The sequence below is a fragment of the Cytobacillus sp. C11.1 genome (assembly GCF_058145115.1).
The window spans coordinates 3241242-3254202 of the sequence record NZ_CM176935.1; the positions used below are offsets into that span (position 1 = coordinate 3241242).

The 12961-nt window shown below is 40.7% G+C and carries 17 protein-coding genes; 16 read left to right on the plus strand and 1 reads right to left on the minus strand.

Annotation, left to right across the window (positions count from 1 at the left end; all coding sequences use genetic code 11):
• Nucleotides 1–89 precede the first annotated feature (89 nt).
• The 6 genes from AC3ZVC_RS16055 to AC3ZVC_RS16080 all read left to right on the plus strand — a co-directional run bounded on the left by AC3ZVC_RS16055 (nucleotide 90) and on the right by AC3ZVC_RS16080 (nucleotide 4201).
• Complete coding sequence (locus tag AC3ZVC_RS16055; protein ID WP_490064216.1) at nucleotides 90–533, plus strand: DUF2243 domain-containing protein; 444 nt, start codon at nucleotides 90–92, stop codon at nucleotides 531–533.
• A gap of 25 nt (nucleotides 534–558) precedes the next feature.
• Complete coding sequence (locus AC3ZVC_RS16060) at nucleotides 559–1011, plus strand: hypothetical protein (RefSeq protein ID WP_490064217.1); 453 nt, start codon at nucleotides 559–561, stop codon at nucleotides 1009–1011.
• Between the two features lie 359 nt (nucleotides 1012–1370).
• Entirely contained in the window at nucleotides 1371–1718 is a 348-nt protein-coding gene (locus tag AC3ZVC_RS16065; protein WP_490064218.1) for a hypothetical protein, read from the plus strand.
• Between the two features lie 226 nt (nucleotides 1719–1944).
• Entirely contained in the window at nucleotides 1945–2343 is a 399-nt protein-coding gene (locus AC3ZVC_RS16070) for a CidA/LrgA family protein (protein ID WP_490064219.1), read from the plus strand.
• Nucleotides 2315–3007: an LrgB family protein gene (locus tag AC3ZVC_RS16075; RefSeq protein WP_490064220.1), complete on the plus strand. Its 693-nt coding sequence runs from the start codon at nucleotides 2315–2317 to the stop codon at nucleotides 3005–3007. The genes AC3ZVC_RS16070 and AC3ZVC_RS16075 overlap by 29 nt, the downstream gene beginning before the upstream one ends.
• A 423-nt stretch (nucleotides 3008–3430) precedes the next feature.
• Nucleotides 3431–4201 (plus strand): alpha/beta hydrolase, encoded by a 771-nt coding sequence (locus AC3ZVC_RS16080; RefSeq protein WP_490064221.1) that lies wholly within the window; start codon nucleotides 3431–3433, stop codon nucleotides 4199–4201.
• A gap of 183 nt (nucleotides 4202–4384) precedes the next feature.
• Here AC3ZVC_RS16080 and AC3ZVC_RS16085 read toward each other — a convergent pair whose 3' ends face one another.
• Nucleotides 4385–4585: a cold-shock protein gene (locus tag AC3ZVC_RS16085; protein WP_110063125.1), complete on the minus strand. Its 201-nt coding sequence runs from the start codon at nucleotides 4583–4585 to the stop codon at nucleotides 4385–4387.
• A 600-nt stretch (nucleotides 4586–5185) separates the two neighbouring features.
• Here AC3ZVC_RS16085 and AC3ZVC_RS16090 point away from each other — a divergent pair.
• From AC3ZVC_RS16090 to AC3ZVC_RS16135, 10 genes are all read left to right on the plus strand, one after another.
• On the plus strand, nucleotides 5186–5560 hold the full coding sequence (locus AC3ZVC_RS16090) for a GntR family transcriptional regulator (protein WP_490064222.1): 375 nt from the start codon (nucleotides 5186–5188) through the stop codon (nucleotides 5558–5560).
• Nucleotides 5561–5598: 38 nt separating this feature from the next.
• The gene (locus tag AC3ZVC_RS16095) at nucleotides 5599–5904 is read left to right on the plus strand and encodes a UTRA domain-containing protein (RefSeq protein WP_490068943.1); all 306 of its coding nucleotides are present in this window, start codon (nucleotides 5599–5601) and stop codon (nucleotides 5902–5904) included.
• 223 nt (nucleotides 5905–6127) lie between these two features.
• A complete protein-coding gene (locus AC3ZVC_RS16100; protein WP_490064224.1) occupies nucleotides 6128–7213 on the plus strand; it encodes an ABC transporter substrate-binding protein in 1086 nt (361 codons plus the stop codon).
• A 15-nt stretch (nucleotides 7214–7228) separates the two neighbouring features.
• Nucleotides 7229–8305, plus strand: coding sequence for an ABC transporter ATP-binding protein (locus tag AC3ZVC_RS16105; RefSeq protein ID WP_490068944.1), 1077 nt, complete (start codon nucleotides 7229–7231; stop codon nucleotides 8303–8305).
• A gap of 6 nt (nucleotides 8306–8311) precedes the next feature.
• Nucleotides 8312–9229 (plus strand): ABC transporter permease, encoded by a 918-nt coding sequence (locus AC3ZVC_RS16110; protein WP_490064225.1) that lies wholly within the window; start codon nucleotides 8312–8314, stop codon nucleotides 9227–9229.
• Nucleotides 9226–10026: an ABC transporter permease gene (locus AC3ZVC_RS16115; protein WP_490064226.1), complete on the plus strand. Its 801-nt coding sequence runs from the start codon at nucleotides 9226–9228 to the stop codon at nucleotides 10024–10026. The genes AC3ZVC_RS16110 and AC3ZVC_RS16115 overlap by 4 nt, the downstream gene beginning before the upstream one ends.
• Nucleotides 10027–10042: 16 nt before the next feature.
• A complete protein-coding gene (locus AC3ZVC_RS16120; protein WP_490064227.1) occupies nucleotides 10043–10366 on the plus strand; it encodes a (2Fe-2S)-binding protein in 324 nt (107 codons plus the stop codon).
• Entirely contained in the window at nucleotides 10356–11435 is a 1080-nt protein-coding gene (locus AC3ZVC_RS16125; RefSeq protein WP_490064228.1) for an NAD(P)/FAD-dependent oxidoreductase, read from the plus strand. Before AC3ZVC_RS16120 ends, AC3ZVC_RS16125 begins: the two co-directional genes overlap by 11 nt.
• 24 nt (nucleotides 11436–11459) lie before the next feature.
• Nucleotides 11460–11798, plus strand: a complete 339-nt coding sequence (locus AC3ZVC_RS16130) for a (2Fe-2S)-binding protein (RefSeq protein ID WP_490064229.1) — start codon at nucleotides 11460–11462, stop codon at nucleotides 11796–11798.
• A complete protein-coding gene (locus AC3ZVC_RS16135; protein ID WP_490064230.1) occupies nucleotides 11799–12872 on the plus strand; it encodes an NAD(P)/FAD-dependent oxidoreductase in 1074 nt (357 codons plus the stop codon).
• Nucleotides 12873–12961 lie beyond the last annotated feature (89 nt).

The following is a 12961-nucleotide window of genomic DNA, read 5'->3' on the forward strand; positions in this document are numbered from 1 at the left end:
TCTAAAACCAAACGATCTGAATGTATATTTTGCATTGTTCTTGGGCACTACTCGTAGTAAAATCAATTTTTCTGCAGAGGGTGCTATAGGTGAAAAAAGAAAACAAAAATTTATTTATTGCCGGTTTTATACTTGGTTTAGGATTATTGGGTGCGATAGATGGGATCCTATTTCATCAGCTGCTGCAATGGCATCATATGATCCTAAGTCCTAATATCCAGCTTGAGATTTTTACGGATGGGCTATTTACTGCGTTATTTTCAGCTAAGCTCATTTGGGGCGGGGTGAAAATTTTTCAAGATTCCCGGAAAAATGAGCTCGGAGATAGCTGGAAAATTTTCTTGGGCGGTATTTTTATCGGCGGCGGAACTTTCAATCTTGTAGAAGGAATTGTAGACCATCATATCCTGCAAGTCCACCGTGTTAAACCATTGGCTGAAAATCCTTTATTATATGATTTAGCCTTTTTAGCGATTGGCCTTTTGCTTGTTATCATTGGTTTCATAATCAAGCGCATGGAAAAAACAGCATAAGTAAATTTTATTAGTGAGGTTTAAAATGAAAAGATTAAGGAGTTTTTTATTATTCTTCGTACTCTTTATAGGATTTTTTTTCTATTATACAAGCCAGAATCCACACAACCATGCCGGTGCCAAGAATCATATGGACCATGGTTATCTAGAAATTCCACAAGGATATGAAGTTCCAGATGTGAACATCTCTGTGACGCAAGACCAATCAGGGACATGGCTGCTAAAGGTCAGCCCCAATCATTTTACATTTGCTCCTGAAATGGTGGGGCAAAAGGAACCAAGTTATAATGAAGGACATGCTCATTTATATGTAAATGGTGAAAAAATCAATCGTTTATATGGAGAATATTATAATTTAGGTTCACTAAAGGAAGGACCAAATGAAATAAAGGTCACCCTACATTCCAACAATCATGGGGCTTTAGCATATAAGGGTAAACCAATACAAAGCAGCACGGTCGTGGATGTAACCTCTTAAATAGAAATTTTATAAGGACTGCAATAGTCCTTTTTCTTTTGGGGAAACCTGGCACTATTTCTAACCTCTTCAAACTCCACACGGATTCCTCTTCGCCATTTTTCCTTTCAACGGAAAGTCCAAGCCAGTTAATGCTCGGACAGCATGCCGTACAGAAACACTTAGAGTTTCAACTCTGAGTGTTTTTTGCTTTTTATAGATTTCACCAAATCATTATTGGTCTCCTGCCTGCCAGCGGATTGGCAAACATAGCAGCGTAAAACCAGGAAATAGGCAAACTGTTCATTTTTATAAACAAATGTAATTATCCTGTCCAAATGAATATTCTGAAATATTATAGTAGTAAAGGGGGTGATTGTATGATGGGATCTAAAAGATTTGGTTGTAATGATGTGAGCCCTGATAGAGAAGGGAATTGCGAAGGCTGCGTGTGCAGTCTTTTAAGAAGAGCGAGCAGAGGTCAGAGATTTTTTATTTTGATGAAAGGAACTGGTGAATTCCTAGCGTTAGGGCCAGGCGAAAGTCCACAGGCTACCGAATTTTCATTTGTTAGATTCAACCGTAAAACTTGCTGTGCCACTTTTACTTTTATTGAACAGGGACCACCTGTTCCAGCTCCAGCAGCTGCTCCTGTGCCGGCGGGAACGCTTGAGTTTATCGTTGATTGCCGCTGCATCTGTGCTCTTACCCCGATTCCAGTTCAATAATTTTTGTCGGTTCAAAGGCCTTGTCATAAGGCCTTTCTTTATTCAACAATCATTCTTGCATAAAGGTGCATTTGCCTGACAGCTACATAAATTGTTGTTTTTTGTGCATTCATACAAAATCCAAGCAGTTGAAACTGTACGAAGTAACAGACCTAAATAGTATAGGTTTTCATTCGGTATGTTCGATGCTATAATTTTATTTTGAGTATCGAAAGGAATGTTATACGTGAAAAACGTTTTATTATTTTTATCTCAATTAGTTTTGCTTTGGGCTATTTATCAATTTTCTAGTTTAATAGTACGGATCCTTCATCTGCCTATACCGTCCAGTGTGCTGGGGATGCTCCTTTTATATCTCCTCTTAACAGGCGGAGTCATTCAGGTACGGTTCATTGAAAAGGGAGCAAACTTTTTAATCAAGCATCTTGCCTTATTTTTCGTACCATTTGCAGTAGGATTAATGAATTATGCAGGGCTTATCAAAACGAGCGGAATGCAGCTGATGCTAATGATTGCGGCAAGCACGATCATTGGATTGCTGATCACAGCCGGATTAACACAAACCTTATCAAAACGGGAAAAGGAACGAACACATCATGAACAGTCTCATTCTCACTCTCATTAGTATTACTCTTACAATCGCTGTGTATTTTGGCGCAACTGCTCTATCAAGACGTGTGATATCTCCATTCACAACACCAATATTGACCGCGACGATTGTTATGATTATCATACTTAGTTCATCGGATATCAGCTATGAGCAATATTCCCCTGCCAAAGAATGGATTACATCTTTATTGGGTCCAGCTACAGTTGCCCTGGCAGTACCTCTATATAAAAATAGAGAGATCATTATGGAAAAATTAATGCCTGCCACATTTGGGCTAGTCATTGGAACACTATCTACGATTCTTTCAGCTGTTTGGGTTTCAAAAGCATTAGGGCTGTCTGAGACGATCCAGGCGACATCTGCTGTTAAAGCAGTCACAACCCCTGTGGCCATTGAAGCGGTCGTCCTCATTGGCGGGGATCCAGCGCTAGCAGCAGCTTTTGTTATCACATCAGGCATATTTGGAGCTGTTTTTGCACCTGCTCTTTTATCTGTTGCGAACATTCATGATCCGTTTTCACGAGGACTTGGAATCGGAACCGTTTCACATGGGATTGGCACCAGCCAGGCAGTGGTGGAAGGACCAATTACAGGAGCCGTTTCAAGCGTTGCGATGGGAGCTTCGGCCATTATAACCTCCATAATCCTTCCTTGGGTTTTTCCGTTTATTCAATTATAAAGCAGCGTAATCCTTTCAGTGGGATTGCGTTTTTTTTAAGGGAAGCATCTTAAACAAGCAATTTTCTTACTAATTTTTGTGTAATATGCGATATAAGGTCATGCTTAAACGAATTTTTTTGCGAATAATGGTATGAATCGGGATATATCGGTCACTTTCACAAGTTTATCGGTCAGATTTACAATATATCCGTCAGATTTATATTTTATCGGTCACTTTCGGGATATATCGGTCACTTTTTCGATATATCGGTCAGTTCGCGCCATATCAACATTCCTGCAATTCTATAGTGATAATAGGGTGTATATCTTAAAAGGCAGCTTATCGACATAACTTTTAGTACCTATTAGTCAGAGAGATCTAGTATAATATTAAAAATTCATACTATTTTTTCCATATGAAAGAGGCCAGAGGTGACAAGGGATGCTGGAAATCTTTACTGTCCGTTTATTTAATCAGGAAAGGAAAATCCGAGTTTACTTACCAAACAACTATGTTGGAAGCACGGTAAATTACCCCGTTTTATATATGCATGACGGACAAAATGTTTTTGGACCGGAAGAGGCAATTGGCGGAGAATCGCTGGAGTTGCATGCATATCTTGAAAAAAATAACGTGGAATTAATTGTAGTTGCCATTGATCAAAATACGGAAGGGGATGAACGGATTAATGAGTATTGTCCTTGGAGGAATGGAGAATTTAGCGAAAGGCTGTTAGGTTTCAAAAGTGAATCAGGCGGGAAGGGAGCGAAATATGTAAATTTTATTGTAAATGATTTAAAGCCTTTCATAGACGGAAAGTACCGAACTTTAGAAGAAAAATCATTTATGGCAGGAATCTCATTGGGCGGTCTTATTTCTATCTATGCAGCTTCCTGTTACCCGCATATATTTAAAAGGGCAGCTGCCCTGTCTCCTGCATTTTACCGGAATCAAGAAAAGATAGAGGAAATGTTGAAAAGCACTTCACTCTCACAGATAGAGAAGTTGTACTTAGACTGTGGAACGGCAGAAGTGCGGGGAAATAACCAAATTAGTGAACTTTTTTTACTGTCTAATAAATCTGTTCATGAAATTTTAAAAAATAAAGGAATGAATGTAAACATTAATATAATTGATGGGGCGGAGCATAATTATTTAGCATTTAAAAAAAGAGTTCATTCATTAATTGAATTTTTTATTTCGGATAAGTAAAGAATCGGAAACCGATCGATAATATTAGTGGAAAAGTTTTTTAGATGAAGAGGTCAATGCTTGGGCACTTAATTTAAGGCCGTTGGGATCCTAAACTTTGCAATTAAGCGGGAGTCAACGCAGTTTCCTATACAAAGTTTTTTACGGAACAAAAAAAGGACTCTATAATAGAGTCCTCCGTCATTACGCTTTGTTAACGTTAGTAGCTTGAAGTCCACGTTGACCTTGCTCAGTGTCAAATGTAACTTTTTGGCCTTCGTCTAAAGATTTAAATCCTTCGCCTTGGATAGCTGAGAAATGTACGAATACGTCTTCTCCACCTTCAACCTCGATAAAACCAAAACCTTTTTCTGCGTTAAACCATTTTACTGTACCTGTTTGCATGTGTGTTTCCTCCTGCGTGGATCTATTCCACATTTTAATACTATTATTGCTCATTAGATATCAAAGGCGAAAAGTTTAAACACTTATTCTTTGACCGAACAAAAATAATTCTTCTTAAGAATAACAGCTAAAGTCTGGAAAAGCAAATAATTATTAGGAAAATTTTTTTTTGATGCTTTAAGGTAATTAAAAAGAAGAGAAGCTTTTGCAGGTAAATAATCAAATTTAGTCATCTTAAAAAATAAAACCCTCCAGATGAAATCTTCCATATCCCTTGGAGCGACAGTGCCTATAAATGAATTTCATTACACGCTTAAAGAAAAGTAAAAGCTCATTATCTTAGTATCAAACAAATTAAAATTTATTATTTTATTTAAGTTATTTGGGCTTACTTACCAGTTTTTTAAATCTGCTTAATCAATTTTTAACTATCACTTTTTGAGAATTCATTGTCTATATTTATCATTGCCGATCAAATAAAATCTTTACTGAATATTAAAGTTAATAAATTTTCAAAATATATTGACAATTTTTAATAAAGGAGATAAATTAAATAATTATAAAGTTATAACATTATATTTACTAGAGGGAGAATACTAAATGCAGTTAGATAAAAGTTTACATATACCTCTTTATAGACAAGTAGAAAAGATTTTAGAAGAGAAAATCATTTCGGGACAATGGGAAATTGGGAGCCAGCTTCCAACTGAACAAGAATTATCAGACCTTTTTGAGGTCAGCACCATTACCGTAAAAAGAGCGGTGATTGAGCTTGTGAACAAAGGGTACCTTTTTAGGCAAAGAGGCAAGGGAACTTTCGTTTCCGGAGAAGCAAAAGAACAAGATCTCATTTCCCTTATCTCACTTAGCACGAATTCAGACCAGGAACATCCACATGAATTAATCAGTTTCACTTATGAAGCAGCAGGAGAAGAGATTGGTGAGAAATTAAGACTGATCCAGAGGATGAAGTAATAAAGATTGAGAGGCTGAAAACCGAAAAGAATGACCCGATCGCACTTGAATATACCTATTTGCCGGCAGAAAAATGCCCAGGCCTTACATCTGACGATATTAATAATGAACTTATTTTTAACATACTAAAAAACAGATTTCACATTTCACTGGGAAGAGCTAAAGCATTTATTAGACCCTATATACTTCCTAAAAAACAATCCAAACTGCTCAAAGTTGAAACCGGTATCGCTGTGTTTGAATGGGAGCGGTTTACTTATACGAAGCAAGAGGAGATTATTGAATACTCCAAATTCTATATTCGCACAGATAAAGAGGTTTACTATACGGAAGTCCGATTATAAAAAAAATGATAGTCCAAGAATGGACAATCTTTTAGCATAAAAGATATAAAGTTATAATATTATATTTTTAAATTTAAAATACTGAATATTGGCAATAATAAATTAAATAGATTTATTTCATTTAATGAAAGGGGGAATCCATTAGATTGTTTATTCTTCATCTTAGATTCAGCTCCTTTTGTGCAGGTTTAAAAACACCAAAATTAACGAGGGGGAAATGAGAATGAAAAGAAAAGCATTTCTTGTACTTTTGCTTTGTTTATTACTTGTTACTGCGGCCGGATGCAGCGGCCAAACTGGAGGTTCTACTGATGAAGGATCAGGGAAAAGTCCTGAAAAAACCCTTGTTTTAGCAGCATATGGAGGAAGCTATGAGCAAAAGATGAAGGAGGTCCTGATACCAAAATTTGAAAAAGAACATGGTGTAAAGGTTAAGTACATTACGGGGAGCTCTGTTGATACTTTATCTAAGCTTCAAGCGCAAAAGGATAATCCGCAAATTGATGTTGCCTTTTTGGATGATGGTCCGCAGGCACAGGCAAAAGCTTTTGGATTGCTGGCACCATTAGATGAGAGTGTTGTTACAAATCTAGCGAATGTATATGATATCGCGAAGGATAAAGATAATGTGGGCGTAGGTTTTGGGATCATTTCAACCGGATTGGCTTATAACAAAGAAGTCTTTGAACAGAATGGCTGGGAGCCGCTGACATCGTGGAATGATCTGGCCGACCCGAAATTCAAAGGGAAGCTTGTACTGCCGTCCATCGCCAATACGTATGGTGTCCATTTCCTTCTCATGACTGCTATCGCGAACGGAGGCAGTGAAGAAAACATTGAACCAGGATTTGAAAAACTAAAAGAAATTGCCGAAAATGCTGTGACATTTGATAAAACAGCAGACGTTTCCAACTACTTCATGCAAGGCCAGACAGTAGCAAGTGCATGGGGAAGCAGCCGTGTTTTCACCCTTCAGGATACTGGATTCCCGATTGAGTATGTCATCCCTGAAGAAGGCGTTCCTGCTTTAATGCCAACAGTTAGTGTGGTAAAGGATGCACCAAATGCAGATCTTGCACAGGAATTTGTTAATTTTGTTCTGGATGAGGAAGCACAGCTTTTATTTGCAAACTCTCTTTTTGACGGCCCGGTTAATAAGAACGTGAAGCTTGAGGGAGATATTGTGGATAAGGTTGTTTATGGAGAAGACGAAATTGCGAAATTAATCAAAGTGAATTGGGAAGTAGTCAATGCAAAACGAGCTGAATGGACAGAGCGGGCTAATAAAGAAATAGAAGTAGCCCATTAAGAAAGAGGTGAAATGATGAGTTACTTAAGCCTTGAAAATGTGGTTAAGACATTTAATAAAACAGAAGTCGTTAAAAAGCTGAGCCTTGAGATCCAAAAAGGGGAGCTGGTCTCCTTTTTGGGGCCATCAGGCTGCGGCAAAACGACGACATTAAACATGATAGCCGGATTTCTGGAAGTGGATGGCGGGAAGATTGAGGTGGACGGCAAGCCTGTTCACCTGCTTCCTCCCAATAAAAGAGAAATGGGCATGGTGTTTCAGAACTACGCATTGTTTCCGCATATGACTGTTTTTGAAAATGTGGCCTACGGGCTGAAGCTTCGCAAGGTGCCGAAAAGTGAAATGAACACGCGGGTGCTTGAAGCCCTGGAAATGGTCCGATTGTCAGGGTATGAAAAACGCTATCCAAAGGAGCTATCCGGTGGACAGCAGCAGCGGGTCTCACTTGCAAGGGCACTGGTCATTAAGCCGAAAGTGCTTCTCCTTGATGAACCACTGAGCAATCTTGACGCAAAGCTGCGCCAGGAAATGCGCGAGGAAATTGTAGATATACAAAAGCAAGTCGGCATTACGACGATTTTTGTGACGCATGATCAGGAGGAAGCACTGGCGATATCAGACCGGATCGCCGTTATGTATGAGGGAAGGATTGAACAGGTGGATGATCCTGCTTCCATCTATAATCATCCGAAGACAGACTTTGTGTCCCAGTTTATTGGGGAAGTGAATCACATTCAGGGAAAAGTGCTGGAAACATATGATAATAAAAAATGTAAAATGCACTTCTTTGGGAATGAACAGATTGTTTCCGTACCATCAGAAAAGAATTCAGAAGTTCACTTTTTCATCAGGCCTGAAAAAATTCAAATCTCGTTAGCCGAGTCAAATGAAAGAAATGAGGCCTTCCAAACGAAAGTCGAAAGGAAAATGTTTCTGGGTGCCAAGACTCGGTATATTTTGAGCGTACAGGATAAGCATCTTGTTGCTGATATATCCAATACCGTCTTGAATCCAACCCAGGTAAGAGAAGGAAACAGCGTCTATACGTATTGGAATCCGGAGGATCTGCTGCCTTCAAGAATGGTGAGGTGAGAATAAATGCAAGCCGGAATCGGAACGGAACATGATTTATTGCTTCAGCAGAAGAAAAAGAATTTAAATAGGAAACGGTTTGATACTTGGCTGCTGCTGCTTCCAACTCTCGCCATTTTTATCTTTTTCTTCTTGCTTCCTTTGTTTTTCCTGTTTATCACAAGCTTTAAAACCTTTGATGCCAGCACTGGGATAGGGAATGAGTGGACCCTTCAGAATTACATAAAGTTCATGTCAGATCCTTTTTATCTGGGAGTTGTCTGGCGAACTGTTAAAATCGCTCTTTTAACCACATTGATTACCATCATTATTTCCTATCCGGTAGCTTTTCAGATTTCAAGGTCAAAGGGGAGAGCAAGGAATTACTTAACCTTGCTTGTGCTGTCGCCTCTCTTGATCAGCATGGTTATCCGCTGCTATGGATGGGTCATTCTGCTTAACAATAATGGGGTGGTCAATAATACTCTCTTAAAGCTAGGCTGGATTGATCAGCCGTTAACCCTCTTGTACACCGAATTAAGTGTCGTTATTGGCATGGTGCATGTTCTTTTTCCATACATGGTGCTAAGCATCATGGGGTCGCTTGAAAAAATTGATCCTTCCGTCATCAGAGCCTCGCAAAATCTCGGGGCCAGCTCCTTCAGAACCTTCTTTTCGATCCTGCTGCCGCTAACCTTGCCAGGCGTTTTTGCCGGATCTGTTATGGTATTCAGTTTAAGCGTCAGCTCGTTTGTGACACCGGCCATTTTAGGAGGCCCACAGGTAAAGGTGATGTCCTACTTAACTTATGAACAAGTAGCTGTCATGCTGAACTGGCCGTATGGAGGCGCCATCGGGTTCCTATTAATCCTGATTGCGACGATTACGATTATCGCCTACAGCAAAATACTTGCCAGGTCGGAAAAAGGAGTAGCGATACAATGAAAAAGAACTTGCCGAAATTCTTCTTTAACTTTGTTTGCTTTTTAGTGTATGTCTTCTTGCTGGCACCAATCGTAGTTGTATTGCTTTCTTCTTTAACAACAACAGAATATATTGTTTTCCCGCCAAAGGGAATAACCCTCAGATGGTATACAGAACTAATCGACCATCCAGAATTCATGCAGTCTTTTACGCTAAGTATAATTGTGGCATTCGGAACAGCGGCCATCTCCACAGCTATCGGCACGCTCGCATCGATTGCGGTTGTCCGTCGCCAGTTTAAAGGGAAAACAGCGATCGTTCAATTAGTGGGATCACCGCTATTGATACCATCAGTTGTGTTTGGGATTGCCCTTTTGCAGTTTTACTCGTGGATTGGGTTGGCTGCGAGCCCGCTGGCGCTAATCCTGGGGCATATCATTTTAACCGTTCCTTTTGTGATGCGTCTCGTTGTTGCTAGTTTAGTAGGGTTTGACCGTTCGATTGAACAGGCTGCCTTGAACCTTGGAGCAGGACCAATAAAGGTTTTCTTTCAAATTACCCTGCCGATCATTAAATCAGGTGTGATAGCGGGTGCCATCTTTGCTTTTATTACCTCCTTCGATGATTTAACAGTCGCTTTATTTATTGTCAGCACCGACGTTGTCACCCTGCCGGTGCGCATCTATACTTACATGCAATATCAGTATGATCCGATCATTACTTCTGTATCGAGTATTATGATTCTTTTTACAGTAGTGCTAATGCTTGTAATTGAAAGAATACTTGGGGTAGGAAAAGTGTTTTCCTCCAAAAATTAACTAAGAGGTGGCTTTTATGCATATAGAGACTCATCCCATCCTCGGCAAGCAGCTTCAAGAGCCTGTAACCTTTTACTTCAAAGGCCAGCCGTATAAAGCCTATAAGCAGCAGACGGTTGCAGCGGCTTTAATGGCCAATGGAGTAAAGAAATTTGGATTAAGTCGAAAGCTGGTCCAATCAAGAGGCCTTTTTTGCTCGCGCGGGCGATGCTGCAGCTGCTATATGACTGTTAACGGTGAAGATCATGTACGCACTTGCATGACAAAGGTTGAAGAAGGAATGACCGTATATCCAAATCTGGAAGACCCCGAGGTAAGGAGGGAACAGTATGGAGACTGACGTTCTCATCATAGGCGGCGGACCGGCAGGCCTTGCTGCTGCAATTGAAACAGCATCAAGAGGATTGGATGTTACGGTTGTCGATGAATCCTCCTCTCTTGGCGGCCAGCTAAGCCAGCAAACGCAGCTGATCCGGCAGCTGCCTTCCCTCTATCAGCCAATGCGGGGGTTTGAATTGGCTAAGATCTTAACAGAACAAATTCATGATTTTAGAGCAGGTACACTTTTAAATCATCGCGTTATCGGGCTGTATGCTGATGGAAGTGTGGGTCTTTCTGATGAAGAAAAGGTGTTTCCTGTTAAAGCGAAAAAGATCCTCGTGGCCACTGGTGCTGCTGAAAAGGCAGTGGCTTTTCCAAAATGGACGCTTCCGGGCATTATAACGATCGGTGCCGCCCAGACACTGGTTAACCGGGATTTTGTGATGCCAGGAAAGGAAGCAGTGATTGTGGGTTCAAGCGATTTTGCCTTGGATGTTGCAAGCCAGCTTTTGGAGGTTGGCGTGGAGGTTAAAGGAATTGTTGAGAAAAACCCTTCGGCGGCTGCAAGAGAGAAGGAAAAAATAGATGCGTTAACGGGAAGAGGTATTCCTTTTTATTTTAATAGCTTAATAAAAGAGGCGAGAGGAAATGGACAGGTGGAGGAAATCGATATTGAAGTGACCGGAGATATCTTAACGGTAACTGCGGATGTTGTATGCATCGATGGTGGAAGATCGCCGATACTTGATTCGTTTTACCAGCTGGGCTGTTCGTTTGGCTACCAGGAAGAGTTGGGCGGATGGGTCCCGCAATATAATCGTCAGTTTAAAACGGACAAAGAAAATATATTTTTAGCCGGAAATGCGGCGGGAATCAGCGAACAGGGTGCATTACTTCTCACAGGCATGATTGCCGGAATCAGTGTATGTGAAGAACTGCAGGCACTCAGAAGTGGAGAGGCAGAGGAAATCCGAGATGCACTGTGGAAAGAGCTCCAGCTTTTTGAGTATAAAGATGTGTGGGAAGGAAGAACGAAACACATTAGAAACTTTGCAGCTCCGGTGCTGAAGGATCAGTTTATCTCTTAGTTTAATAGAAAAAGAGACTAGAAGGTGAATAAGTTGGATAAAACAACAATCATATGTCGATGTGAAGAAATCAGCTATGAAGAGGTGGAAGAAGTCATTGGACATGGAGGCAGAACCTTTGATGACGTTAAAAGGCTGACTCGATGCGGGATGGGCCCCTGCCAGGCAAAGATCTGTACGGGACTTGTAGCAAACATCATTCATGAACAAACAGCCTTGCCCTTTTCAGAGATTCCTTTGCCAAGGATGCGGATGCCGCTATCGCCGATTAAGCTTGAAACACTGGCAACAAACAGCACAGCCTTTTCCGCCGTCAAATCGGTGTTGGATGAGGTGGAAATAGAGGACGGGAAGGTGAGATAAGTGGAAACAAGCTATGAAACGATTGTGATTGGAGGAGGCGTAGTAGGCAACGGGATTGCCTTTCATCTTTCCGAACGATACAGAGAGGGCGTGCTTGTGCTCGATAAAAAATACCCCATGTCAGGCACCTCCGGATCGACCCAGGCCTGGGTGTGGGTTCATAATAAAACTCCATCCTGGTATGCGGAATTCAATATGTACAGCGCTGAACTTTATCCTTATTTGTCTAAAAAAATAGGTGATGTTGAATACAAGCGCACTGGAGGACTTTCGCCATTTTTCAATGAAAGCGACCGGGAAAAAGCAAAGCAGCTTGCTGAATCCTACCGTAAAATCGGCATAAAAATTAAAGTGCTATCAAGGGAAGAAGTTCTAGAAAAAGAACCCTTCATGAACCCTGAAGTTGCTGGAGCCACATACAGCTCCATTGATGGGAATGTAAATCCCTTCCGTCTGATTGATATGTATATGAGGGCTGCAAAAAAAAATGGAGTGCATTATTCAACATACAATAAAGTAACTGAGATTCAGAAGCAGGATGGAAAATATATGGTTGTTTCTGATAAAGAAACATATGTTTGCAAAAACCTCATCCTGGCTGGCGGAACTTGGTCACGGGAATTAGGGGGAATGCTTGGGATTAAGATTCCGGTCAACCAATTAAGAGGGCAGATTCTTGTATCCGAACCATTGAAGCCATTTTTGAATTTTACAATCAGCGGGCTAAGGCAGGCAAACAATGGTGAGGTGCTAATGGGCTACTCCATGGAGCAGGCAGGGTTTAACCGAGCGACAACGCTTGATGTTATCCAGGAAACTGCCAATATGGCCGTTCGCTATGTTCCTGCATTAGGAAAGGCCAAAATTGTTCGTGCCTTCTCCGGCATTCGCGCCATGCCTGAAGACGGCTTTCCGATCCTCGGGAAAGTGCCCGGTTTTGAAAACCTTTATGTGGCAGCCACCCATAGCGGTGTGACACTATCCCCTTTAATAGGGACACTTATAACTGAATTGATCATGGATGGGGAAACATCTATTCCAATAGACAGGTATTCGCTGAGCAGGTTTGGTTAGGATGGAAGATATTATTAAGTTATAATATTATAACTTTAGATTATAAGTTAGGGGAATGCAACTCGCTGAAAGCAGGAAGAATTGATATA